The following is a 23,977-nucleotide window of genomic DNA, read 5'->3' as shown; positions in this document are numbered from 1 at the left end:
CACCACTGTAACTTTAAGTCCTCAGTTATCAGTTCGGAGGTGCATTTTACCATGCAGACTTGGCAACTTCCTGACCTAAACAACGGGCAAAGTTCAGAGGAATTACTATGCCAATTTATGAGCATCCTATCAATATATAGCTGGCTCACAAAGATCAGCGAAGCTGCTACTACAGATAACAATACGGTTTAGTTCGACTCCATTACAGGATGTCTGACAAAAAGCCCACAGAAGACAATAAATGTCTCCGGCTTTGCACTGCACATCAAGATATTAATCGTCCAAGCACCCTCAATAAAAAATACTGACTGTATCGATATCCCTGATTTAACCATCAACGGTTGACAGGAGAAAAAGTTTTCAGTTTGACAACAGCGTTTCTACAACCGATGCGATTTCAAGTCGTAATTGGACAACTTTCACTGTCTGAAAATTTCTGGCAGATTATCCATTCCAATAACTACTCAGGAACTTTCTAGGTTGCTGAGGTGTACTTCCAATTTCCCTTACACACATTCGGAGTAAACAGATGACTACATATTACGTTTCTGGAACAGGCAGTGATAACAATAACGGCTTGAAAGAAGGCGCTGCATTTCGCACTTTGGGCAGAGCTGTATATGAGATGAAAACAGGCGACACGCTTTACGTCATGAATGGGGATTATGACAAAGGAGCGATGCTTTTTAACAAAAATGGCTCACCAGACAACTGGACAACAATAAAAGCGTACCCAGGGCATACACCCAAAATCAAAACAACGGGAAGTGGCATTCTTGTATTTAGTTCATCTTATGTACGAATTGAGGGACTTGATATAGAAGGCAATCGGGAAAATATAAGTTTAGACTATGCATTACAACAAAAAGACAACCTCAATAACTCTTTAACTAATGCTAGTGGAATTGATGTCAAAGCTTGGAAAGATGATAAAGGTGCTGGCGGTACTAACTCCCATCATATTGTTATCTCTGGCAATAAAGTCAGTAATTTCTCAGGTGGAGGAATCGTATTGATGAATACAGACTACATTACCGTTGAGAAAAATACTGTGTCTGGAAATGCTTGGTATTCGCCTTGGGGTTGTCAAGGAATCAGCGCTCTCCGTAGTTTTAATTACGATAATAATACTACTGACTACAGAATGATTTTTCGAGACAATATTGTTTACGATAATCAAAGTCTAGTTCCGTGGTATGAAGCTGGCAAAATCACTGAAGGTCACGGGCTTATGCTTGACACTACTATTAAGACTAATAATAGTACGCCTTATAGCGGTAAGAGCTTAATTATCAATAACACCGTCTACAAAAATGGTGGCTCTGGTATCAATGTTTTCACAGCGAAAAATGTAGATGTTGTCAACAACACAACTTATCAGAATGGTCGTGTTCTTACAACTTCAGGAGAGATTTCTACAACTTTCTCAGAAAATGTACGTGTTTACAACAACATTATGTATGCGAGGGACAATCAAAAGGCCAACGTTATATACGATGCTAAAAATATAACTTACGATCGCAACCTTGTTTATAACTCCTCTCAATTCCAAGCCTCAGATAATCTAAAAGCCACATTACAGAATATCTTGGGTAAAGATCCCCAATTTGTTGATGCCGCCAAAGGAAATTTTGCACTTAAAACTGGAAGTGCTGCAATCGATGCAGGTTCCAATCTTTTCAATAGTAGCAATACAAATACTCCCCAGGATGGCGATGGCAATGGCACTGCACTTATTGATATTGGTGCCCACGAAGCCCCTCGCATCACCATTAGCGCTCCCGAAATTCAAGTTCTCAATGGCACAGTTGATATTGCAGATGGCAGCACTACCGCCATTAACTTTGGCAATGTCGTTGCTGGTAGCACTTTGACCAAAGCTTTTACTATCAAGAACACTGGTACATCTGCACTTAACCTCACTAGTCTGAAGCTTCCCGACGGATTTAGTTTGGTCGGTACTCTTCCGACGAGTGTGGCTGCAAATGCTTCTACCACCATCACGGTGGGACTCAATACCACTACACCTGGAACTTATAGTGGCACTCTGATTTTAGGCAACAACGATAGTAACGAAAGCCCCTTTGACTTTGCGATTAGTGGTACAGTTCAAACCAAAACTCAAGTTCTCAATGGCACATCTGGTAAGGACACCTTTGTTACTAAGCTAAACAATGGCAATGACATCATCACAGACTTTGGTGGTGTGGGTACTAACGCAAACCCAACGGAAGAGGTAATTGCCAAAGTAGACACCTTGCAATTTATTGGGGCTGGCTTGACTGCGAGGAATCTGCAATTAACTCAGAATGGCAACAATTTAGAAGTCACCTTTGAAAATGTGGCTAATACCCAAGTCACTCTACAAAACTTTCAGTTAGAAAACCTGGAAAACGTAGGCGCATCAACAACAAGATCCGCTATCGGTAATATCATATTTGACGGGCAAACCAGTCTTACTGACAGTTTTGATGTAATTAATGCTAACTCTACTCAAACTAGCATTTTCACCGCAAACAGTGTCACCTTCCTGAATGACTTGAACAATAACATTGTTGGTTTTGACTACTCCAACGATGTGATTAATGGACAAGGAGGTAATGACACTATCAATGGTAAGAGTGGTGACGACCTACTGCGAGGTAATACTGGCAATGATACTCTTATGGGTGGAGAAGGCAACGATCTTCTCATAGGTGGTTTGGGTGCTGATGCTTTCAGCTTCAACAGCAATGCTGCTTTTTCGAGCGATGGTGTGGGTATTGATACCATTGCTGACTTCAATCGCTCTCAAGGTGACAAGATTGTTTTAAGTAAGGCTACCTTTAATGCCATTACTTCCATTGTGGGAAATAGTTTTGGTAAGGCTAGTGATTTTGAAAGCACCAGTTTAGGGGCAGCTAGTAATGCTGTGATTGTCTATGACCAGATAACTGGGCAGTTACTATACAATCAAAATGGTAGTGCTGCTGGTTTCGGCACTGGTGGTCAATTTGCACAACTTACTGGTACGCCCAGTCTTACTGCCTCAGACTTCATCATTCAAGCATAGTTGCGTCAAGTTAACTGAGTCAAAGTGTAATCTAAAAATGAATCGATTTTAAAGGCAGTTTTCAATTAAATAGATCGTACATATAGGGGTGCAATATATTTGTGCCCCTATAATTTTGCAATTTAATAGCAATGGAATTTGTCGCTTTAATATAACTACTGCTGTGGTTCTGAGTGCAAGTCTTGTAATACTTCCTGCAAAAACTTGCCCCATTGCGCCGCCAAAGGGATTTCTGTAAATGGAACACGTACTGAGTTAGTAGATTCTGAAAATAGAAATTCTAATTCTATAGAACGACCTTTATCAGGTATACTTTCCATATCTACTGATTTATCATCTACTAAAAGATGAATTTGCTTAACATCAAGCAAAGAGAATGTTTCTAGTTTAATAGGCCCTTTAGGCGTGGGTTTTCCCCAAGTTATATTGTTGCTTTTTTGACCTAACACTGAATAAATATCGTACTTAGCCCTTTCAAATTGCTCTGCCCAAGCGCGATAGGCTTCAACTTTCTGATACTCCTTTGAGCCTTGCCAAGCCAACCAGAAAAACATTACTAAGAGGGGCAACCACAAAAGACCACGTTCCATTGTTTAAAAAATCCTGAGTCGTGAGTGAAACTTGTAACTAAAAGTGCAATAATCCACCAACAAGGGATGCAGATAAGTTATGGTAGTGAGCAAACTGGCAAAAAGCGGTGATGAGTTAATATGAGAAAACTTATATTATTGTGCTTGTTTGTCATTGGGCTGGGATCTGCCATATTTGGTTTCCTAAATTTCCAGGGACTGGCAGCTAAAGGAGAGTTTGAGACGATTTTGCTTGATTTTCGGGAAGATATTCCATCCCTTGTGGTGGAGGAGAATCTGCAAGCGATCGCCAAACAATATAACGTTACACCCCAATTAGACAACAAGTTTTCAAAAAAAGATAATGTGTATATTGTCAAAGGCGATCGCCAGCGACTCCAAGAACTGAAAAAATCTCAATTTGCCAAAGCTACAGAATTCATTGAACCAAATTATATCTACAGTAAGATTCCACAACCAGGCAAAACTGCAAGGCTCGGAGAATTTTTGAGACCCCAAGAAGAAGATGAAGCAAACCCTTCATTAACTGGCCCCAACGATCAATATTACAGCAAGCAGTGGAACTTGCACAAAATCGGTATTGAAGGCGCATGGAGTCAAACTAAAGGTAGTGGCATCACAGTCGCGGTAATTGACACCGGGATTACTAAGGTGCGGGACTTATATGAGACAAAATTCGTCAAAGGCTATGATTTTGTTAACGACCGAGAAGAAGCCACAGACGATAATGGCCACGGTACTCACGTTGCCGGAACTATTGCCCAAGCCACAAATAACAAATATGGCGTAGCTGGAATTGCCTATGAAGCCAGTCTGATGCCGTTAAAGGTACTCAGTTCTTATGGGGGCGGTACAGTTGCCGATATTGCCGAAGCGATTAAATTTGCTGCTGATAAAGGCGCAGATGTAATTAACATGAGCTTAGGTGGTACTGGTGAAAGCAAGTTGATGAAAGAAGCCATCGAGTATGCCCATAGAAAAGGTGTAGTTATTATTGCCGCAGCTGGGAATGAAAATACTAATGGGGTAAGCTATCCAGCCCGCTATCCTTACGTAATCGGTGTTTCGGCAACTGGCCCAGATGGCGAAAGAGCGCCCTACTCTAACTTTGGTGCTGGGGTAGATATCTCTGCTCCTGGTGGTAGTGAAGCTGGTAAGATTCTCCAAGAAACTATCGATGAAAAGGGCGAAGGAGTATTTCTGGGTTTCCAGGGTACAAGCATGGCTTCTCCCCATGTTGCTGGTGTTGCGGCATTAATCAAAGCTGCTGGTATCAAAGAACCAGATGAAGTTTTAAAAGTCCTCAAGCAATCAGCGCGAGTTATCCAGGATGATGGTTTGAACTATTATGGTGCTGGACAACTGAATGCAGAAGCAGCAGTCAGACTAGCCTTTGGGGGGCAAATCAGTTTTCCAGATTTCTTTCGTTGGTTACGAGATAGCGGCTATCTTAACCCCGGCTTTTGGATTGATGGTGGTGCAGTGGCACTGTTACCAAAGATTTTAATGGTGGTTGGTTCCTATTTGCTGGCTTGGTTTTTACGGGTTTACTTTCCTTTTACTTGGAGTTGGTCTTTATCTAGTGGACTAATTGCTGGCAGTTCTGGGTTATTCTTCCTCAAGGGAATCTATATTTTTGATCTTCCCCAATGGCCTTTCCGGGTTTTAGGTAGTTCAATTCCCGAACTAGGTAATACCCTCCAAGGAACCGATGCGTTGAATCCCCTATTTGCTAGCGTACTAATTCCCATTGTGTTAATGGCATTGCTGCTGGGACATCCTATTTGGAAATGGTTTGCTCTTGGTTCAACATTGGGTGTAGCAGCGTGCTTGACAGTAAGCGCGTTTTTAGATCCAGCCGTTTGGGGTTTGGGAAGTGGCAACTTAGCACGCCTATTTCTCATCACCAATGCTCTAATCTGTTATGGACTTGTTCGTTTAGCATTGAAAAATGAGGAAAAAATAGCATAAATTGGAAATGGGGAATTGGGAATTGGGAATTGGGCATCGTGAAGAATTATGATTAATAATTCCTGTACAGACACGATTAATCGCGTCTCTCCCACCTTTTGTACAGACGCGATTCATCGCGTCTCCCTACTCAGCACTTAGCACTTTTATGAGCATTACACTTACAGGTACAATCGAACGTCGTGATATTGGCACAGGCGCATGGGCGTTAGTCACAGAAGAGGGCGTTACTTACGAAATCCTTAAAGGGGCTGACAAAGGCTTACTCAAAGCTGGACAAAAAGCAAAAGTTAAAGGACAGGTGCGTGAAGATATCATGACTATTGCCATGATTGGCCCTGTCCTAGAGGTCAAATCTTTTGAGGTAGTTTAGTTCTGATTAGCTGTGGAATCTAGAACCTCTTGAAGACGGCTTCTAAATTCCCCTTTGGGATGACCCCCTTTTACTTCACCCACAATCTGAAATTCTCCTTCTGGAGAATTGCAGATGATGTAAGTAGGCCATCCCATTTCTGATTTGTCAGGATACTGAGTCAATAAAATCTTGCGATACTTGCGATAAGCAGTCGTATCCTGCATTTTCACATCAATAAATTCTAAACCCAGTTCTTCAGCCACTTTTTTGTCATAAAAGGACATTTTGTGGCAGATGCCGCACTCTTCTGAAGAGAACTTAATTACAGCTAAACTCATGGGTTGGTAACTCTTTGATTTTAGGCAAAGTTTTTTAACATAATGCCATGAAATACTATCATATAGCTGGCCATTAGTGTCAAGTTCAGACTGAAACCCCTGATTTAATCTCCTTTTCTCTAATATTTTCTAGCAGAGATCCACTTTCAGAGGTATCAGCCTTTAGAAGCACAGCGAAAGTTAGGAGATTTTTTTAATAGGTGCAGCTAATGTCCAGTTACCTTCCGCCAGATGTTTGAGGAAAACTGGTGTTGTTTTTGCAGTAGTACTCACCACCATAAAAAGAATTGTAGGCTGCGATCGCTCATTTTGCTATAAAGGCGGGATCGTAGGTGCAGCCCTTCGTGGACATCGCTTTTTATCGCGTATTTACGATCTGTAAACAATGTATACTTAGCTACCTATATCATAACCATTGATCATTGATGTCAATTGCGAATCGACTGCATTGACATAACCGCGATCGTTCAAAACTTTTGCTGGTAACTTGTTAGCCTTGATAGCAGCCTGAACCACATCTTTCGCAGTCAGGTTTCCTATTTGGAATTCAGATAGCAAAGTACCCGCACTGGGAATACCCTGCTCTTTGAAAGCACCTTGATAAGCTAGAAAGGCAACATTAAAAGGTTGCAGATATCTGGTATTGGACGAATTTGTGTTGATTTGTCCACCACTATTGTTATTATTAACTGTTTGAGCATCAACAATTACAGGGGCGAAAGCAACACAAGCAACGATAAGGACAGAATTTATCAAGTTTGTAATTTTCATAATTTTCTACTAATTTGAACTAAGTTAATTAGTGTTGTCTAGGAATGAAATCCTAAATTTTTAGCATTTTTAAACTCAATAATATAAAAATGCGTGATTGAAACAATAATGCTATTGTTCTCTCTCAAAGGTACTGTACGTCTTAAAAACATCTTTTTTTAAAGCGAAGCTTTAAACTCACAGTTAAAGTCTGTTTTCTGTTTCCTCGTCCCTCTTTCTTGTAAGTTACAACTCAGAAATACTAAGTTACAACTCAGAAATACAGAGCTAACTTAGATTATTCAAAATTATTCAGACCCATCATCTGATATGCAATAAAAGCAGTATCAAATGATTTGAGGGAATTTACATTCCTGCAATAGCTAGATAAAGTATCAGAGTTGACAGTTAGGTTCCTTGATGTGCCACTGTTATTATTATTGGCTATATTAACGCTAGTGATTTTAGGCGGAGAATTAATCCAATTCATAATATGTGCAAAATCAATCGACTTTCTAAGTTTCATAAAGTTATCCTCAACTAAAAAAATGCAATCAATCAGTATTCTCTATTAATAGAGTCAACTGAGTTATAAAATTCAAAAATTTACACTCAGAATATTTGAAAACTTGATTTCTTAAATACACAAACTTCTGAGTTAAATCAATCTAAATATCAGAAAATATAAACGCCCGCTATATAAAATCTATTGTTTACCAAATTTTATAAAAGCTGCGATCGCTCATATATACTGAATGATGCTTTTATCTTCTAGATATTTTTTACTTTCGGCTACAAACTGAAATTCAACTTTTATTGACTAACTAACGTTTCCATACCAATATGCTAGAAAATGTTCATGATAGAAGCAAATACTTTTAATTTTCAATTTGATAAACAAAAGTGATGCCAGTATTATTTGGCATTGCAAAGTTTTCTATAAAGCTTACTGAGTACTCATTTGAGTTCGGATGCACTCTGATGTAAGTTAGGCGTTCAGGGGGATAAAATAAGGCGATCGTGTCAAAATGTTAAGTGTATAGTTTATTTGCAAGCTTACTTATGCCGAAAGCAATTTGGAATGGCGCAGTTTTAGCCGAAAGCGATCGCACCGTAGTTGTGGAAAACAACCATTATTTCCCTGCTGACTCCATTAACAAGGAGTACTTCACAGACAGTAACACCCACACTACTTGTCCTTGGAAAGGTGTCGCTAGCTACTACAGTATTGAAGTTGATGGACAAATCAACAAAGATGCTGCTTGGTACTATCCCAGCACCAAGGAGAAGGCTAAGAATATTGAGGGTTATGTGGCTTTCTGGAAGGGTGTAAAAGTAGAAGCTTAATAAAGGTTCCTGGAAGTATTTATTTCCAGGGAATTGATTCAGTATCTTAAGCAATCATCAAACTAAACTTTGTGGAGGTTGGCTTGTGTCAACCTCCACAGTCTTAAAATATTTGCTGATTTATTATTAACTGCTGCTCAAGGGGAAAAGTCAGATAATAGAAAAAATGGACGCAGTTATTTCTAATTTCTCAATTCCATAATTCCACATAGCGAGGTAACAACCATGCAAAATCTCACCAGAATTACCCGCAATCCAGAAGTGATCGGTGGTAAACCCTGCATCCGAGGAATGTCTGTCACTGTTGGTACTATTGTTGGGTTAATGGCATCTGGACACAGCAATAGCGATATTCTTAAAGCATATCCCTACCTCGAAGAAGCTGATATTTATGAGGCGCTTGCCTATGCTGCATGGCGAGTTGAAGAAATTGAAGTTCCTCTAAAAAGTGCATGAAAATTTTGATTGATATGAATTTTTCCCCTGATTGGGTTGCGGTTTTTCAGAGGTAGAATATTTCGTCTGTCCACTGGTCATCTAACAAAACCGCATTGTTTCCCAGAAGACTTTGCGACATTTTGTGTTTTGATATTACTATATCAAACCTAGACATCTGCTACTTCTGCGAAGTTCGTTTGGAAGATTTTGTTCTTGGATTAAAGTAAAACCATGATGTCCGTAAAATCTGAGTGATTCAGGCGTAGGGAACACATAAATTGGTCTAACTCCTCTACGTGCAAGGTTTTGCACTAAACAAGACCCTAACCCAAGGCGGCGATAATCCGGTTTAACATATAAAGATTTCAACAACGAATAACTACCTTTCTTAGACTGTATAGCATAAGCTACTAAGCAATTCTTATGTTCTATTAGTAGAACTATTGAGCTATCTTTTCTATTAAAAATACTTGCAAGTTGTAAAGATGAAGTTATTAATATTGAACTGCTTACTATTAGTGGAATTCTTACTAAAGATATCAAAAAATCCTGAAAACTAATAGAACAATTCCCGATAATAAGACATATAGTATAAAGGAATAAGAAAATACTTATTATTAAAAATATAACAAAAATAATTAAGCTTTTTAAGCTACTCAAACTCATTAGAATAATTTGATATATTGCTGGAATGTCAATATTACGGGCTTGGCGAATAGTATAATCCGGTGGCAAAGATGAAGCTCTAGTCATTTATTTAGTCTCTGCTTTTGATTATGCCAACCTAAATCCATCACTAATGTCAAAATCATCGCGTAAGCACCCAAAATTTTGATTTAATACCAATTTAAATGGTGTTTAGGGCAGATAGGGCATCAAGAATGAAGGAATACCCAGTAATGGACATAATCACTTCTGGTGTTAACTCAGCCAAGAGTTGATCGACTTTGGCTTGCAGTTGATCAAGTGTTTGAAACGAAGCCCATTTAAGATCAGTTTTAAGAGGTTGCCAAAGTCGTTCAATTGGATTAAGTTCTGGACAGTAAGGAGGTTGAAACAACAAAACGACATTCTCAGGCACAATCAGATTTTTACTTGTATGAAAGCGTCCTTGATCAACTTGAAGAATATTGAGACTATCTGGATATACTAGAGAAAAATCATTTAAGAACTGTTGATAACACGCTTGTTTCAACATGAGAAAACTGCAAGAAAAACGATTCTCCTGTTGCAGGTTCAACCGCACCATAAAGCCAAAAGGCTTTGAATAACCACTGCCCTTGCCCTATCGGTTTGACTCCGCAGACCGTAATCAAGCGTCCGAGCATTGTGTGAAGTCCAAAACGACTCTCATCTTCAACAAAATAGCGAATTGGGCGTTCTTGCTGTCGAACTTGCCGATCAAATTGACTCAACAAATCAAGGTCATCTGCAAGTTTTTTTTAAAGGATTCTCGCTGTTGAGGCTTTTGCTTATTGTGCTGAGGACGGGGAACCTTTAGCTTGGCCTTGAGCCGATTATGGGTCATCTGATACACCGTGTGATATTCTGCTTCCACTCCCAATGTCTGTGCTAACCATTGCTGCACTGCTCCATAGCTTTCAAACCCTTGATGCGGCTCCTCTAATCTCTTTGCTAACGCCGCTTCTGCCCATTGCGGAATCACCCTTACTCCTCCTAGCGATCGCTTGAGTTCCAACATCTCATCTAATCCGCCATTACGGTATTTCAATAACCAGGTTTGCACTGTGTTGCGATGTTTCCCGATGGCTTTAGCGATCGCACTGATCGTCGGTGCATTCTCCTGTTTGAGCCAGTACAGCACTTGCAAGCGTTCTTTTACTGTTGCTGTTTCTGCTTGACGCAACCTTTCTACCAAATCATCCAAACTTTCTTTGACTTCTATTGAGGTGACACCAACCATCGGTAGAGGTATCTAAACAACGATTCTCAGTTTACCTTATCTGCCCTGTATTCCATTTAAATTGGTATAACATGAGTTCGACGGAACTAAAAAACGGCACAAGGCAGTGTAAGCAAATCTTTTGGGAAATGTCAATCGAGTTTATTTAGTAAGCTTTTTGCCTTTTATAACCGTCGAATTCATGTTCAATTAGACGCGCCTTTTTCTGTTACATTACGAATTATCTCCTCAAGTGTCTGAAGTAATTCTTGCTCATTATAAGGTTTAGAAAAGTAAGCCCGCGCTCCTAATTGCATAGCTAATTGTCGATGTTTATTGCTGCTACGAGAAGTCAACATCGCAACTGGAATATTTTTTGTATCAACATCTGAATTTATCTTACCTAAAAAGCCATAACCATCTAGGCGAGGCATTTCAATATCACAAATTACCGCTTCAACTCTTAATCCACTATGGAGTTTTTCTAAAGCATCTTGACCATCTTTAGCTTGTTCTACTTGATAGCCTCCCTTTTCAAGTGTCAAAGCTAAAAAGCGGCGAACATTAATTGAGTCATCTACAATTAAAATTGTACCTTTCTGTTTAACAGATGCGGCTGATATTTTGTTTTCATCAAATATTAAAAATGGTGTCTTTAACCTTGCTGATGGTAATTGAGTACCTTTAGAAGTCTGCCGATTTGTAGCAATCCAATACAGCAATTCATTAACATTAACTAGCGGCACTACTCGACCATCACCAAGAATTGTGCAGTTGCTGAAGCCTTCTGGTAAAGGTATATTTCCCTCAACTTGGCGAATCGCAACTTCTTGTTCACCCCAGCAACGGTCTATTTGGATTGCTACTGGCTGATTATTCCCTTTAACTACTAAGACGCTGTTAGCATTAATTGCCGCCGGAGTCTCTAATTCTGAAGTATCGTAGCGCAGGCAATTAAACTCTAAATAACGAGTTAGGCGAATCAGTGGCAACATACTTCCTTGCCAATTTAAAACTTCGCTACCTGCCATTTGGAAAACTCGCTCGTCTTGGAGTAAAGATATTTCTGAAATAACATCCGTAGGAAATGCCAACAGCATTTTGTTGATTTCTACAAGCAGAACTCGGGCAACGGAAAGTGTAAATGGTAATGATAGGGTGAAGGTAGTCCCAACTCCTGGTTCAGTATCAACTTTCACATCTCCTCGAATTAGTTTGAGGTTGTTACGAACTACATCCATGCCGACACCGCGACCAGATAATGCTGTAACTTGTTCGGAGGTGGTAAAACCTGGTTCAAAAATTAGTGATAATAGTTCTTCATCACTAGCATTTGCCAGTAAAGAAGCATCCAATCCCATAGCTAAAGCGCGGGTGCGAATTTTCTCTAGAGAAATGCCCCAACCATCATCTCGGATGGTAATTAAGGTGCGATTGCTGCGGTGACTAGCTGTAATTTCAATTAATCCTTGTTCTGGTTTACCCAAAAGGCGACGAGTGTTAGAGTCTTCGATACCATGATCGAAAGCATTCCTTAATAGATGCATTAAAGGTTCGTTTAATGTTTCTAAAATGCTGCGTTCAATTAATGTGTTACCACCTTCAATTTTTAACTGGACATTTTTCCCATACTCTACATTTAAATCGCGCAAGGCTCTAGGAAAACGTTCGGTCAAATCGGATAGCGGCCGCATCCTGATGTGATTTAGCTTTGTTTGTAATTGTTTGGATGTTTTGTTAAGTTTACGAGCAATTTGATCTGTATCATCTACACTAAGTTGCACATCAGTTGTAACTTCCTGCACCTGAACAATGGTTTCCATAACTTCCTGCGATCGCAGGTTCAAATCGTTATAGCGATCCATTTCTAAGGCATCAAATTCTCTGTCTACACCTTGTGTTTGGTCGCTATTTTCAGCTGGCGATCGCACTTGAGTAGAAATTTTGTCATAAGCTATACGTAAATCCTGATTTTCCCGATCAAGAACTTGTACTCGCTGGTTCAGGTTACGAACCAGTTTGCGTAATCTTTCTAGTTGGGAGTTTAAGCCATTTCGCTGAACAATTAGTTCACCAAATAAATCATTAATTTGCTCTAGTTGTTTGCTGGGAACTCGGACGCTATTTTCATGAATTTCCCGGTCTTTAACAACTCCATTTGACTCTCCTTTGCCTTCATTAGATTTATTAGCATCGGGAGAATTATTTTCTCTAGTGAATATTGTATTTTGCTCAGTGACATTGATAGCATTAGCATCATCGGCAAATTCTGGATCTACAAATGTAAAATTAGCAGCGATACCTGCGGTGGGCTGCGCCAACGCTTCATGATTAGTCCAATTTTCGCTAGGATTTTCTGGTTGCCAAACAGGTGTCGGCACTACTTCTGTATCCACGGAAGGAAGCTCTATTACTTCTGCTGGTGGTAATAGTGGCTGAGATGGCGTGTAACCAGCAAAATCAAGTTCTGTAGGTAAGTTATCTAATTGATTTGTCAGCACCAAAGCTTGCGATCGCCGCCATGCTTGCAATGCTAATTGGGCAATTTCGGGAATGCGCGAACTGCTAGCTGTTTCCAATTGCTGTGTTACTGACTCACAAAGCTTGCTAAAAGCTCCTAATTGGAGCATTTCACCTAAACCGCCCAATTCAGCTGCCATGATGACAATTTCTTCATGCAAACCGGGCTTTTCGCTATCTGCCAACACAGATTCTAGACGCTGCAAACACTCTTCTACTTCTGTAGCAAATAGCAAGGGGATAACGTCTTGCCCATCCTCTGGGGATAGCATAGATGAGGCATCCTCTGGAGTGGGGTCGCCTAAGCGATCGTGCAACTCATCAAAAACTGGATAACAAAAGGTTGCTAACCATGCATCTTCAACCACATTTCCTTCTGAAAGTAATTCGACAATCTGACGCAGCCAATCAACTCCAGATAGCAATAAACTTTGCAACTGGGTGTCAATTTCTAGAGAATTTTTTTTAGTTTTTAAAACTTTAAAAGAATCTTCCAGACGGTGAGATAAATGACTTAAAGATTTGAATCCCATCATCCCCGCGCCACCTTTAATAGAATGAGCGGCCCGGAGTGCAGCATTTATTTTTTCTAAATCTATACGGTTAGTCGTGTCGATTTCTAGTAATACCCCTTCTAAGGTATTTAAGTAATCAGTTGCTTCTTCCAGAAACTGCATCTGGATTTCTAATTCTTTGTCTTGTAACATGGTTTTTGTCCTTAGTTATTGGTCATTGCTCATTGGTCATCAGTCATTGGTCATCAGTCATTAGTCATTAGTAAAAGGACAAAGGACAAATGACAACGGACAAATAACAAAAGTCATTTGTCATCGGTCATTAGCAAATGACAAATGACAAATGACAAATGACAAAATTAACTAACTTTGAAAGCCTCAACAGTCTCTTGTAACTGTTGAGAAATCTCTACAGTTTGTTGTAGAGATTCGGAAACTTGACGAGAAGAATCGCTGGTGCGTTGTGATATAGCAGAGATATCTTTCATCAATTGGCTAACACTTTGTGATGTTTCAACCTGAGATGCCGTTGCAGTGGAAATCGACTGCACTAAGGAATCAATTTGACGCGATACATCCAAAATTTCACTCAGGCTTTGTTTGGCTTCCTCCACAATTAGAGTCCCTTCCACCACTTGGGTAGTGCCTATTTCCATCGCCTGTACTACTTCACTGGTTTCTCGTTGAATATTTTTAACAATTTGTTCAATTTCTTGAGTTGCTGCCGCACTCCTGACTGCTAATTCACCGACTTCTTCAGCAACTACGGCAAAACCTTGGCCTTCTTCACCTGCACGCGCTGCTTCAATGCCGGCGTTAATGGCTAGTAAGTTAGTTTGAATAGCGATTTGGTTAATTAAAGAAACTACACGGGAAATTTGTTGTGAAGATTCTCCCAAACGTTTGACTTTCTTAGCAGTTTCACCCACTGTTTCCCGCAAAGATAGGATGTTTTGTACTGTTAAATCCATCGCGTGTCCACTCTTGGTAGCGGTGTGAGCCGCATGATTAGCCACGAAAGCAGCTTTTTCGGCGTTTTCGGCTACAGCTTTCATAGATTGGGTCATTTGGTCAACAGCATCGAGGGTGCGGTTGATTTCGGCAGCTTGTGTAAGTGCTTCTTCTGCTAGGTGGCGCATTGCTCCTTCGTTAGAACCAATGGCAGTATTAACGTGGGTAGCAGCTTTTTGAACTTGGGTAACAATATCGCGGAGGCTTTCGACAATTGAGTTGAAAAAGTCGGCAACAGTTCCTATTTCTCCAGCCGTTACATCTGCACGTACTGTCAAGTCACCTCTGGCTGCACCTTCTACATCATTTAATAGTTCTAAAAGTTGCTGTTGTAATGTTTCTTTTTGATGGCGTTCATCGTCAGAATCAGTGACTACAACATTCTTAACTTGTTCTATCTCTTCTAATAACTTGGCTTGTTCTAAAGCGTAACCAACTTGAATTGCTATCTGTTGAAACAAATCAATTTCGGGCTGTTGCCAAATATGCGGAGTTTCGCAATGATGAGCAATTAATAAACCTAAAAGTTGTTTTTGGGCAAGAATTGGTACGACTAAATTCCCTTTGACAGCAAATTTTTCCAAAAATTGGATGTAACTGTTGGCATTTTTCAGGCTTTGGTCTTGATGAATATTTGCAACTACTTGCACCTGTTCATCACGATCGCTTTTTAGATAATTTTCCCGAAAATAAGGATCGTCGATTTTCACTCCGAGCATTTCCGGCCAATTACCAGTTACCGATTCAGCAACGACAACGCCATCCCGATTATCTGCATTCAGACTATAAATGATTACCCGGTCTGTTTTTAGGACTTGCTGAACTTCTTTCACTGCTGCATGATAAATGTCTTCAGTTTTAAGACTTTTTCGAATTCGTAGGGTAATATCTGCTAGTAATTTTGTCCCTTCAACGTCTACTTCTTGTTCTTTAACTAAAACCTGCAATTGTTCGGCCATAAGGTTGAGATTTGCACTCAATACCCCTAATTCGTCTTCACTTTCGATTTCCACACGGGTATTGAATTTACCTTGACCAAGCTTTGCTAATGCCGCAGTTGCAGTGAGAATTGGCTGTGTAGTCAGTTTAGCTAACCAAGATGCGATCGCACCCACAATCAATGCTGTCAGTCCTGTACCGATGGCTATAGTCCACAACAACTGTCTTTGCGGCTCAAATACAATTGCTGTATCTGTAGACAAAAGTACTTGCCAGTTTAAATCTGGTAAGCCATCTAACTTGCTAGCTGGTACGTAGCTGACTAATTCCTGTTTTTTATCAGTTTTGGGAACATCTATAAAACTATCTACCTTCTTTGCTGTCAGCAATTTAGGTAAATTACCATACTCTTCCTTTGCCTCTTTCCCTAATAATTCCTTTTGGGGACTCAAGAAAACTTTTCCCGAAGCATCGAGTAAATAGTATTGTTGCCCATTGGCTACATAGTTTTTGATAACTTCTTCTAAAGATTTTACGGGCATCCGCGCTCTTACCACGCCAATGGTTTGGCCCGTCCTTGTCTCTTTCACAGGTGCGGCGATATAAATATTCACTGCACCAGTAGTTTTTGCTGCTTCCGGTTTACTGATGACAGGAGTATCTTTTTGTAAAACGTCTTGAAAGTAAGTAAAGTCTTTTTGGTTATCTAGAGGTTCGCCTGTGGATTGAACAATTAAGTTACCTTGGCGATCGAAAACAGCAACGCTGTCATAAGCTTTGTAGGCTTCGACAATTCGATTTAAAACTGCTTGCTTATCTTGAGTACGAGCTTCGGGACTTGTCAAAAAAGGCAAACTTGATATTACCTGAATATCACCGTAGCGTCCCAACATGAAGCGGTTAATTTTATCACTTAACCCAGTGGCTTCAGCTTGTTGAGACTGGGTAATTTGCTTAGTAATAGACTTATTGGCAAAAGTGAAAGCGATCGCACCGATGCCCAATACTGGTATTGTACCAATTGCGATCGCTAAAATAGTCGCTTTCTTAGCCAATCCGAGTTTTGTAAAAAAGGCAAAAGCCTGATTTAGGGAAGAATTATTATCCGTTCCGTTATTATTCTTAGGTGGTAGCTTAATCGCACTAGCAGTTATTTTTTGGGATGAAATCAGTGATGCTCGATTTTGAGCGCCACTCCCTTGATTTGCGTTGCTTTTATTAAACATAAAATTAATTCTCCTAACTATGTGAATAAGAACACTAAAAATCTTTTTTAGTAGTACATTCTAATCACTGCGGAGAATAGAAGACTGCCCAATTGCCTGTGCATCTAATACTAGCAATATTTCTTCTTGCTGGACAACGCACCCACATAAATAAGGAACTAAACTAGAAGCCACTTGTCCTATAGGAGAATGAATTTCATCGGCAATAAACTTAGTTGTACCTTTTATTTCTTGCACAACTAAAGCTAATACTAATGATTCCACCTGGATAACGATCGCACTATATTGCCGCAATCGATAATCTAGAGATTCTAAATTGAGCATTCTTGGCAAATCAACTACCCAAATTATCCGACTTCGCCAATTCATTAATCCTAATATACAGGTAGGCATATTAGGCATTGAGGTTACAGATTCAATAGGCACAATAATTGCTTCTTGCGTATGTTTCATTGATAAAACAGCAGCAGTCTGTTGATTTAGTTGAAATTTCAAATAACTGTCTGTTAAATTATTTTGAGTTAGTTTTAAAGGAAGTGCAATGTTTGTACTAGCCATTGATTTAAATTACCACTGATTTAATAGTACGTAACAGATGTTCGCGGGTATAAGGTTTAGTTATGTAGGCATCTGCACCTTGTCTCATCGCCCATAAACGGTCAATTTCTTGATTTTTGGAACTACAAACTACAATTGGCACTTTTGCAGTAATCGGATTTCTTCTCAAAGAACGACACAATTCAAATCCGCTCATTTCTGGCATTACTACATCAGTAACAATCGCATCTGGTTTTTCTAACACAGCTTTTTCTAAACCCTCTTTTGCACCACTTGCTTTAATTACGTTGTAACCACTCTCTTTCAGATAATGGCTCATCAACTCCAATTCGCTGGGAGAATCTTCGACAATTAAAATTGTGCCAATTAAAGTTAGGCTCACTATTAAATCTCCTAAAAAAATAAATTAAGGCGATTAAATTTGGTATCAGAATTCAGGAGTCAGGAATCAGAAGTCATAATGGACTTAGCATAGCTTGTGAGTAGCTTACTAACTTCCTCAAGTTTAAGTGTTAATCTGGAAGCATCACCATATTCCAAGTCATTTGAAAGAATTAGATAATAACGACATTCTTCCAAGGAACCTTGTGCAATATTTAAAAAACGCACTTTATCTGCTAATCCTTTTTTCTTAAAACCTTCCGCTATATTTGCTGGGATAGAAACTGCTGCACGTCTAAATTGAGAGGTAAGCCCATATATTTCTGATTTAGGAAAGTCAGCAGTAAATGGATATACTAATAAAATAAATTGATGTGCTTTCTGCCAAACTATCAAATCTTGAAATGTCTTTGCTGGTTGTCTCATTTATTCTGACTCCTGAATTCTGACTCCTGAATTCTGACTCCTGAATCAACCAAGATGTTTAAAAACCATTTTTAGCAATTCCGATTGTGTAAAAGGCTTAGTTAAATATCCTGACGATCTGACCATTTTCGCCTTTGCCCTGTCGATAAATCCTGTTCTACCAGTTACCATAATGATAGGTGTATGTTTAAAAGCTGAATGTTTTCGTAATAAAGAACATAGTTCGTAGCCATCTAAACTTGGCATCTCAACATCTAGCAAAATCAGATCGGGCTTACTCCGTAGAATTTGCATTAAAGCTTTTACAGGATCGTTAATAGTTACGACTGAAAATGTGTTTTCATCCAAAAAGTGTTTGATAGAATTCAAAACTGTTTGGCTATCATCAATGCAGGCAATTGTATATAGTTTTTTGCCAGCAGATGGCTGATTATTTTTATTATTTTCAGGAATATCAAAATTGATTGGTATCGGTAAATTTTGCCCAAGTTTTATTTTTAGTTGTGGCTGAACTTGAGACGGTTGTATTTTAGACAAAACTTGGGAACCCGCACCAGCCGGAATTGACGACTGGATATTTTGCCGATTTCGCAACTGCTTTTGACAGTATTCAACAAGTAACCGCAAATCCAGACGACAGAACTTTGGTAGTTCATCCAAAGAACTTTCCGGGCTGAATTCATAGCTACCTTCTTTTAAACACAGAAATGATTCCAATACTTCTTTTGCCAATTCGTCTATCAGGCTTGCTGCTTGCACAGAAGTAATATAATCCTGATTTACTAACCAACAAATAGCTTGGTAATCTGCATTAGGTATTGATTGATGTTCATTCTTCGTCTCAAACATCAGCCGCATCTGCACGCGAGTGGCGCTGTTGAGAGCAGGAATTTGCTGGCTTAAGCGTCGTAAGTGACTGTCAAGCCGCTCAAACAGTTTATCTGAATAGGAGGCATAAGTAAGTTTACCGTCCTCTAGATAAATTGACCAAGAAACTATCCCAGTAAATATGCTTAAGCACCCTGTAGCACGTCGGCTGGTTAATTGTGCCAACAGAGATAGCGGATGTAGTTTCTGGAACAACCTGTAGCTACCTATAGGAGTTGTGCTCATTTTGCTTTTACTTCAGCTAAATTCGATACGTGTAAGCTAAATTCGTATAAAGTTATTCCACAATTTAAAGCAAGTAAAAAGCCTCAAATTCTTGTATTCTAAAGTACATAAGCTTACTTCTGGGGTTTGTGGTAAAACTCAACGAAAACAGCGTTATTTTCAAATAATCAAATCTCAGTAAATTGGTAAATTATTATTAATTTACTTCCTGTTACTGAGATTTACAGACATCCTTGGAGAATAAGACATAAAAATGTCAAGACTAGATGAAGCCACTTTCCATTGAGTAACCCCAATCTGACCAGAGAAATAATACTGATTTTCTTAAATCAATATATTTGAACTTCTGTATTTACACTTAATTCAATCCAAGAATTAGGCATCTAAGTACTAAATAAAGCCACTATTTATTAAGTAACCCTGTTATGACTACAGGGATAATACTGATTTCTTTAATAAAAATAGAACACAATTTCAAAGAGCTAATAGCAGTACCAGCCAGAAAAAAGCGTGAAATTAATCAAGTCTCTAAGTGAATTTTTCTGCTTGTCCAAAAAATTTGTGCGATTGCCAAGTCAATCCCCTGTCAGTTGGGCGTGTAATTGTTGCCACTTGGCATCCTCATGAAACCACAGTTTTTGAAACTATCCGCCAGATGGGATTAGAATTACAAGTCATCACGAACAAAGCTGCGGTAATGATTCTACCATCAGGAATTAATAAAGCCACAGGGTTAGCTGCCGCCTTGGATGGGATGCAGGTATCACCTCAAAATGTAGTCGGGATGATGCAGAAAACGATAGTGATTTCCTCAGTATTTGTGGTTATTCAATAGCAGTTGCCAATGCTTTGCCAATGCTCAAAGAGCGTGTGGATTTTGTGACTAATGGTAGTCAGGGGGATGGTGTTATAGAATTAATTGAAAAACTCATAACCTCAGATTTTGCTGAATTTGGGCATTAAGATAAGCAGGTTTATGTAAATAAAAAAAGGAGAGTATTGCTACTCTCCTAACGTAATATGAGTGAGTTAGAATTTATTTTTTAGCGATGCAGTCTTGCTTGACGTTCACGCAATTCACGAGCATGTCGTTCACGAGCTTGGCGTTCACGCAATTCACGAGCGCGTCGTTCACGAGCTTGACGCTCACGTAATTCACGAGCGCGTTGTTCGCGGATTTGGCGTTCGTGTTGGAATTTATTGTTATTAAAACTTACAGTATTATGATTCAAGCGATCGCGATCGGATTTAAATTCAGCAGCATTCGCATTTTGAGAAAGAGCAGTAATTGAAGCAGCTGCTAATAAGCTTCCAAGAAGAATAGATTTAAAACGGTTCATATATCTTTTAATGCGCTTTGCATTACTTGATTTCTACATTCTCAATGTAATCCGAGTAATCAGGCTTATGCCTGTATACAAAGTCATGTTGAGATAGTTACTTTTGTAACTAATATTATGATTTATATTTTATTAGGACTTAGGCAAAATTATGATACAACGAACCGCGAAGGACACAAAGGACACAAAGAAATAAGAGTTTCAGAAAGTTCTTGCGTAAGTCCTGTTTATTTCTGAAAATTTACAACGGTCAAAATCTAGCTTGACATGGGTCATAGCAAGACTAAAGTCGCATTTCTATATTTAGATGATTGTCTGGAGGTTTAATATCACCCAATAAATGAGCGATCGCAAAATTAAAAGTGCGGATAAAAGGACTTGAACCTTCACTCCTTTCGGAACTAGAACCTAAATCTAGCGCGTCTGCCAATTCCGCCATATCCGCATCAGTTTATTATCGTACCATAAGAAATTATTTTTGGGAATAGGGAATAGGGAATGGGGAATGGGGCAGGGAGCAGGGGCAGGGGGAATTACTGAATAAGTCTCTCTCTTGTCTCCCCCCTCTTCCTTGTCTACCTTGTCTCTTCTTCATTCCCAATTCCCAATTCCCAATTACATAACTGCAATACGAGGCAAACGATGCTTAAAGCCACAGAGAATTTCCCATGAAATAGTATTTAATTGTTCTGCCCAATCGTCTGCGGAAATTTGTTCTTTTCCCTGTTCCCCTAGCAAAGTAACCACTTCCCCCTCTTGAATATTGGGTACGGCACTCACATCTAGCATCAACTGATCCATTGTAATTGTCCCGATTTGCGAAACTCGCTGACCACGAATTAACACCTGCATTTTGTTGGAAAGACTGCGAGGTACACCGTCAGCATAGCCAATTCCCACTACAGCGAGGCGAAGTTCGTGCGGGGCAATAAATTTATGCCCGTAGCTGACAGCAGTTCCGGCGGCAATTGTTTTAACTTGGGTAACTCGTGCTTTAAGTTGCAAAACGGGTTTGAGGTCGATCGCATTTTGTAAATGCAGTGCTGGGTAAAGTCCGTAAACTGCTAAACCTACTCGCACAATGTCGTAGTGCAATGCCGGATCTGTCAGTGCAGCTGCTGAGTTTGCCAAGTGCAAGCAAGGCACTTCAATTCCCATTGCTTTAATTTGTGCGATCGCTTCCTCAAATCGTCTATGCTGTTCTTTCATTGCCGTAGTGTCAGGATCGTCTGCTGTTGCCAAATGAGAATAAATACTAGCAATAGATAGATGTGGTAAGCGTTGCACTAATTGCACAAATTCACCAGCTTGCTGCCAATTAGTTCCCAACCTAGACATTCCTGTATCTAATTTAATGTGTACGGGCACTGTTGAATCATGATTCATGGATTCTAAAGTGTCAGAAAATACCAAAGCTTGTTTAGGGCTACAAAGTGTGGGTTGAAGATTCCAATCTGCGATCGCATGAATTTGCTCTGGTGTATGAGTGGCCCCTAAAATCAAAATGGGCGCTTCAATTCCACCTTCTCGCAATTGAATAGCTTCTGGAACTGTAGCGACTCCCAGCCAACTAGCTCCCGATTGGATGACTGTTTGGGCGACTGTCACCGCACCATGTCCATAAGCATCAGCTTTTACTACTGCCATTAACTGGGTACGCGGTGATAAAAACTGCACTAATTGCTGTACGTTATGCGATAACGCCCCTAAATCAATTTCTACCCAAGCTCGTTGCGAATACCACGCATAGGTGTCGCACTGTTGATTAGGAACTACACCAGGGATTTGTTTGCGACTTAACATTTGTACTGACTCCTATCCCACCACGGCTAAACTTCCAAAATATCTATAAACGCTCCAAAAAGCGAAACCAGATTAAATAGGAAGTTTAACCTTCATATTGGAATCGATACAAGATATTGCGGTAGTCAAAGAAAAGTTAAGATTTATGAACAAGAAGTCAAAAGTAAATCTTATGGCTCGGCTTTTTGCTGTGTTATTTGCATTAGCCTACGTAAAACTCTTGAAGTTAGGTGAGAAGTTTTACTTCCAAACTGCTAACTATTCACTCATAACGCTCAAATCATAAATTAATTGCTGAATTCTGCCGAAAGTATAATTTATTCTCATCTCCCTAGCAGGGTGTATTTGTGTTAACATTTATGTAAAGCTAATACCCTGAGCGCAGATAAATGGGGAAGGTTTTAGTCTTAAACGCATCTTACGAACCTCTCAATATAACGAGTTGGCGGCGTGCTGTGGTTCTGTTAATCAAGGGCAAAGCAGAACGCGTAGAACACAACGGTAAATTTATCTACTCGGATTTCCCGTTGCCGACCGTGATCCGATTGCGTCATTACGTGCGTGTTCCTTATAAAGAAATTCCTCTAACTCGCCGAAATATCTTGCACCGTGATGGTCATGCCTGTCAATACTGTGGTTACACAGGAGATGAATTGACTCTAGACCACGTAATACCGCGATCGCGCGGCGGGGGCGATACCTGGGAGAACATTGTGACAGCTTGTGTCCGTTGCAATGTTAAAAAAGGCAGTCGCACTCCTCATGAAGCCCACATGCCTTTACGTCATCCTCCCCGCCAACCTTATAGCAGCCTTTATTTTGAGGTCAGCAAACATCTTAAGAGTGGACTGCATACAGAGTGGCAAAAGTATGTTATAGGTCTTTGAGTAATATAGAGGAGCAAAGGAGAAAGAAGAAATACTTTCTTGTGGGATACACTCAACGACTTTAGTTGTTGGGTGTTGAGAGATTGGTGGTTATACGAACTGCAACGAAGCGATCGCGTCTTGTAGAAAGGCAGAATGGAGCAACGCTCAAGCCTCTACACTTGTGTATGGGTTTTGTCTTTTGCTGCCCATTCTGACTTCCCAGAATTTTCAAAGGGCATATAAACTGTTAATTGCTCAATAGTCATAATAATGAGATTATTGAGCATAAAAATATTTGAATATCAAAGACTAACCCTAAAGTATAAGATAGAAAGTAGACCCTAAGTTAGATAAAAATCCTGCTGATTCAATTTACGGAAGGTCAAAAAAGCTCCTCAAACAAATTTATGCTCCCAAATACAGCCAAATATACTAAATTTTCTTGTCTCCAGCACTTATACACCCAATAGTCGAATTTAGTTGATGTCAAGCGCTATTACTGACAAAAAATATACTTAGATGTATAGTGCAA

At 39.6% G+C, this 23,977-nt stretch carries 23 protein-coding genes and 1 tRNA gene; 8 read left to right on the top strand and 16 right to left on the bottom strand.

The genetic code is table 11. The features are described from left to right. Positions 1–529: 529 nt before the first annotated feature. A complete protein-coding gene (locus RMZ41_RS12195) occupies positions 530–3,052 on the top strand; it encodes a choice-of-anchor D domain-containing protein (protein WP_322734339.1) in 2,523 nt (840 codons plus the stop codon). Between the two features lie 155 nt (positions 3,053–3,207). On the opposite strand, the gene RMZ41_RS12190 is transcribed toward RMZ41_RS12195, so the two are convergent. Continuing rightward, entirely contained in the window at positions 3,208–3,642 is a 435-nt protein-coding gene (locus RMZ41_RS12190) for a hypothetical protein (RefSeq protein ID WP_322642758.1), read from the bottom strand. A gap of 120 nt (positions 3,643–3,762) precedes the next feature. On the opposite strand from RMZ41_RS12190, the gene RMZ41_RS12185 reads away from it, so the two are divergent. Both RMZ41_RS12185 and RMZ41_RS12180 read left to right on the top strand, forming a co-directional pair. Then, the gene (locus RMZ41_RS12185) at positions 3,763–5,613 is read left to right on the top strand and encodes a S8 family peptidase (RefSeq protein WP_322642757.1); all 1,851 of its coding nucleotides are present in this window, start codon (positions 3,763–3,765) and stop codon (positions 5,611–5,613) included. 148 nt (positions 5,614–5,761) lie between these two features. After that, a complete protein-coding gene (locus RMZ41_RS12180; RefSeq protein WP_322642756.1) occupies positions 5,762–5,986 on the top strand; it encodes a hypothetical protein in 225 nt (74 codons plus the stop codon). Here the strand turns inward: RMZ41_RS12180 and RMZ41_RS12175 are convergent. Beyond that, on the bottom strand, positions 5,983–6,306 hold the full coding sequence (locus RMZ41_RS12175) for a thioredoxin family protein (protein WP_185580382.1): 324 nt from the start codon (positions 6,304–6,306) through the stop codon (positions 5,983–5,985). The two genes, RMZ41_RS12180 and RMZ41_RS12175, sit on opposite strands and share 4 nt — an antisense overlap. A gap of 393 nt (positions 6,307–6,699) precedes the next feature. After that, positions 6,700–7,077: a hypothetical protein gene (locus tag RMZ41_RS12170; protein WP_322642755.1), complete on the bottom strand. Its 378-nt coding sequence runs from the start codon at positions 7,075–7,077 to the stop codon at positions 6,700–6,702. 1,041 nt (positions 7,078–8,118) lie between these two features. Between RMZ41_RS12170 and RMZ41_RS12165 the strand changes: the two genes are divergently transcribed. Beyond that, positions 8,119–8,403 (top strand): DUF427 domain-containing protein, encoded by a 285-nt coding sequence (locus RMZ41_RS12165; RefSeq protein ID WP_322642754.1) that lies wholly within the window; start codon positions 8,119–8,121, stop codon positions 8,401–8,403. 225 nt (positions 8,404–8,628) lie between these two features. Next, positions 8,629–8,859: a DUF433 domain-containing protein gene (locus tag RMZ41_RS12160; protein ID WP_322642753.1), complete on the top strand. Its 231-nt coding sequence runs from the start codon at positions 8,629–8,631 to the stop codon at positions 8,857–8,859. Positions 8,860–8,997: 138 nt separating this feature from the next. On the opposite strand, the gene RMZ41_RS12155 is transcribed toward RMZ41_RS12160, so the two are convergent. The 10 genes from RMZ41_RS12155 to RMZ41_RS12110 form a co-directional block, all read right to left on the bottom strand. Continuing rightward, the gene (locus RMZ41_RS12155) at positions 8,998–9,594 is read right to left on the bottom strand and encodes a GNAT family N-acetyltransferase (RefSeq protein ID WP_322642752.1); all 597 of its coding nucleotides are present in this window, start codon (positions 9,592–9,594) and stop codon (positions 8,998–9,000) included. A gap of 94 nt (positions 9,595–9,688) precedes the next feature. After that, positions 9,689–10,039 (bottom strand): transposase, encoded by a 351-nt coding sequence (locus tag RMZ41_RS12150; RefSeq protein ID WP_409875190.1) that lies wholly within the window; start codon positions 10,037–10,039, stop codon positions 9,689–9,691. Continuing rightward, positions 10,002–10,259: a hypothetical protein gene (locus RMZ41_RS12145; RefSeq protein ID WP_322642751.1), complete on the bottom strand. Its 258-nt coding sequence runs from the start codon at positions 10,257–10,259 to the stop codon at positions 10,002–10,004. The genes RMZ41_RS12150 and RMZ41_RS12145 overlap by 38 nt, the downstream gene beginning before the upstream one ends. Then, on the bottom strand, positions 10,253–10,765 hold the full coding sequence (locus tag RMZ41_RS12140) for a helix-turn-helix domain-containing protein (protein WP_322642750.1): 513 nt from the start codon (positions 10,763–10,765) through the stop codon (positions 10,253–10,255). Before RMZ41_RS12140 ends, RMZ41_RS12145 begins: the two co-directional genes overlap by 7 nt. 185 nt (positions 10,766–10,950) lie before the next feature. Next, positions 10,951–13,971, bottom strand: a complete 3,021-nt coding sequence (locus RMZ41_RS12135; protein WP_322642749.1) for a hybrid sensor histidine kinase/response regulator — start codon at positions 13,969–13,971, stop codon at positions 10,951–10,953. A 167-nt stretch (positions 13,972–14,138) separates the two neighbouring features. Further along, the gene (locus RMZ41_RS12130; RefSeq protein WP_322642748.1) at positions 14,139–16,955 is read right to left on the bottom strand and encodes a methyl-accepting chemotaxis protein; all 2,817 of its coding nucleotides are present in this window, start codon (positions 16,953–16,955) and stop codon (positions 14,139–14,141) included. Between the two features lie 60 nt (positions 16,956–17,015). After that, the gene (locus RMZ41_RS12125; protein WP_322642747.1) at positions 17,016–17,513 is read right to left on the bottom strand and encodes a chemotaxis protein CheW; all 498 of its coding nucleotides are present in this window, start codon (positions 17,511–17,513) and stop codon (positions 17,016–17,018) included. 4 nt (positions 17,514–17,517) lie between these two features. Further along, on the bottom strand, positions 17,518–17,895 hold the full coding sequence (locus RMZ41_RS12120; protein WP_322642746.1) for a response regulator: 378 nt from the start codon (positions 17,893–17,895) through the stop codon (positions 17,518–17,520). Positions 17,896–17,954: 59 nt separating this feature from the next. Continuing rightward, positions 17,955–18,320 carry a four helix bundle protein gene (locus tag RMZ41_RS12115; protein WP_322642745.1) on the bottom strand — a complete coding sequence of 122 codons (366 nt, stop codon included), beginning with the start codon at positions 18,318–18,320 and terminating at the stop codon, positions 17,955–17,957. A 45-nt stretch (positions 18,321–18,365) separates the two neighbouring features. Further along, positions 18,366–19,433, bottom strand: coding sequence for a response regulator (locus RMZ41_RS12110; RefSeq protein WP_322642744.1), 1,068 nt, complete (start codon positions 19,431–19,433; stop codon positions 18,366–18,368). A 532-nt stretch (positions 19,434–19,965) separates the two neighbouring features. Here RMZ41_RS12110 and RMZ41_RS12105 point away from each other — a divergent pair. Together RMZ41_RS12105 and RMZ41_RS12100 are read left to right on the top strand one after the other, a co-directional pair. Beyond that, complete coding sequence (locus tag RMZ41_RS12105) at positions 19,966–20,268, top strand: hypothetical protein (protein WP_322642743.1); 303 nt, start codon at positions 19,966–19,968, stop codon at positions 20,266–20,268. Continuing rightward, positions 20,196–20,396 carry an HAD hydrolase family protein gene (locus RMZ41_RS12100; RefSeq protein WP_322642837.1) on the top strand — a complete coding sequence of 67 codons (201 nt, stop codon included), beginning with the start codon at positions 20,196–20,198 and terminating at the stop codon, positions 20,394–20,396. The genes RMZ41_RS12105 and RMZ41_RS12100 overlap by 73 nt, the downstream gene beginning before the upstream one ends. Before the next feature lie 80 nt (positions 20,397–20,476). On the opposite strand, the gene RMZ41_RS12095 is transcribed toward RMZ41_RS12100, so the two are convergent. From RMZ41_RS12095 to alr, 3 genes are all read right to left on the bottom strand, one after another. Continuing rightward, on the bottom strand, positions 20,477–20,773 hold the full coding sequence (locus tag RMZ41_RS12095) for a hypothetical protein (protein ID WP_322642742.1): 297 nt from the start codon (positions 20,771–20,773) through the stop codon (positions 20,477–20,479). Positions 20,774–21,136: 363 nt separating this feature from the next. Then, positions 21,137–21,218: transfer RNA gene (locus tag RMZ41_RS12090), tRNA-Leu, on the bottom strand. 170 nt (positions 21,219–21,388) lie between these two features. Then, a complete protein-coding gene (gene alr, locus RMZ41_RS12085; RefSeq protein WP_322642741.1) occupies positions 21,389–22,576 on the bottom strand; it encodes an alanine racemase in 1,188 nt (395 codons plus the stop codon). 389 nt (positions 22,577–22,965) lie between these two features. Here alr and RMZ41_RS12080 point away from each other — a divergent pair, with 389 nt between their 5' ends. Continuing rightward, entirely contained in the window at positions 22,966–23,463 is a 498-nt protein-coding gene (locus RMZ41_RS12080) for an HNH endonuclease (RefSeq protein WP_322642740.1), read from the top strand. Positions 23,464–23,977: the final 514 nt, after the last annotated feature.

This window comes from Nostoc sp. DedVER02, from assembly GCF_034530675.2.
GTDB lineage: Bacteria > Cyanobacteriota > Cyanobacteriia > Cyanobacteriales > Nostocaceae > Nostoc.
This window is presented reverse-complemented; position numbering and strand designations above follow the sequence as displayed.

What these genes read in the sequence shown, in the direction of transcription:
- RMZ41_RS12195 (WP_322734339.1), top strand. Translation starts at nt 530, where the DNA reads ATGACTACATATTACGTTTCTGGAACAGGCAGTGATAACAATAACGGC.
- RMZ41_RS12190 (WP_322642758.1), bottom strand. Translation starts at nt 3,642, where the DNA reads ATGGAACGTGGTCTTTTGTGGTTGCCCCTCTTAGTAATGTTTTTCTGG.
- RMZ41_RS12185 (WP_322642757.1), top strand. Translation starts at nt 3,763, where the DNA reads ATGAGAAAACTTATATTATTGTGCTTGTTTGTCATTGGGCTGGGATCT.
- RMZ41_RS12180 (WP_322642756.1), top strand. Translation starts at nt 5,762, where the DNA reads ATGAGCATTACACTTACAGGTACAATCGAACGTCGTGATATTGGCACA.
- RMZ41_RS12175 (WP_185580382.1), bottom strand. Translation starts at nt 6,306, where the DNA reads ATGAGTTTAGCTGTAATTAAGTTCTCTTCAGAAGAGTGCGGCATCTGC.
- RMZ41_RS12170 (WP_322642755.1), bottom strand. Translation starts at nt 7,077, where the DNA reads ATGAAAATTACAAACTTGATAAATTCTGTCCTTATCGTTGCTTGTGTT.
- RMZ41_RS12165 (WP_322642754.1), top strand. Translation starts at nt 8,119, where the DNA reads ATGCCGAAAGCAATTTGGAATGGCGCAGTTTTAGCCGAAAGCGATCGC.
- RMZ41_RS12160 (WP_322642753.1), top strand. Translation starts at nt 8,629, where the DNA reads ATGCAAAATCTCACCAGAATTACCCGCAATCCAGAAGTGATCGGTGGT.
- RMZ41_RS12155 (WP_322642752.1), bottom strand. Translation starts at nt 9,594, where the DNA reads ATGACTAGAGCTTCATCTTTGCCACCGGATTATACTATTCGCCAAGCC.
- RMZ41_RS12150 (WP_409875190.1), bottom strand. Translation starts at nt 10,039, where the DNA reads ATGTTGAAACAAGCGTGTTATCAACAGTTCTTAAATGATTTTTCTCTA.
- RMZ41_RS12140 (WP_322642750.1), bottom strand. Translation starts at nt 10,765, where the DNA reads ATGGTTGGTGTCACCTCAATAGAAGTCAAAGAAAGTTTGGATGATTTG.
- RMZ41_RS12135 (WP_322642749.1), bottom strand. Translation starts at nt 13,971, where the DNA reads ATGTTACAAGACAAAGAATTAGAAATCCAGATGCAGTTTCTGGAAGAA.
- RMZ41_RS12130 (WP_322642748.1), bottom strand. Translation starts at nt 16,955, where the DNA reads ATGTTTAATAAAAGCAACGCAAATCAAGGGAGTGGCGCTCAAAATCGA.
- RMZ41_RS12125 (WP_322642747.1), bottom strand. Translation starts at nt 17,513, where the DNA reads ATGGCTAGTACAAACATTGCACTTCCTTTAAAACTAACTCAAAATAAT.
- RMZ41_RS12115 (WP_322642745.1), bottom strand. Translation starts at nt 18,320, where the DNA reads ATGAGACAACCAGCAAAGACATTTCAAGATTTGATAGTTTGGCAGAAA.
- RMZ41_RS12110 (WP_322642744.1), bottom strand. Translation starts at nt 19,433, where the DNA reads ATGAGCACAACTCCTATAGGTAGCTACAGGTTGTTCCAGAAACTACAT.
- RMZ41_RS12095 (WP_322642742.1), bottom strand. Translation starts at nt 20,773, where the DNA reads ATGAACCGTTTTAAATCTATTCTTCTTGGAAGCTTATTAGCAGCTGCT.
- alr (WP_322642741.1), bottom strand. Translation starts at nt 22,576, where the DNA reads ATGTTAAGTCGCAAACAAATCCCTGGTGTAGTTCCTAATCAACAGTGC.
- RMZ41_RS12080 (WP_322642740.1), top strand. Translation starts at nt 22,966, where the DNA reads ATGGGGAAGGTTTTAGTCTTAAACGCATCTTACGAACCTCTCAATATA.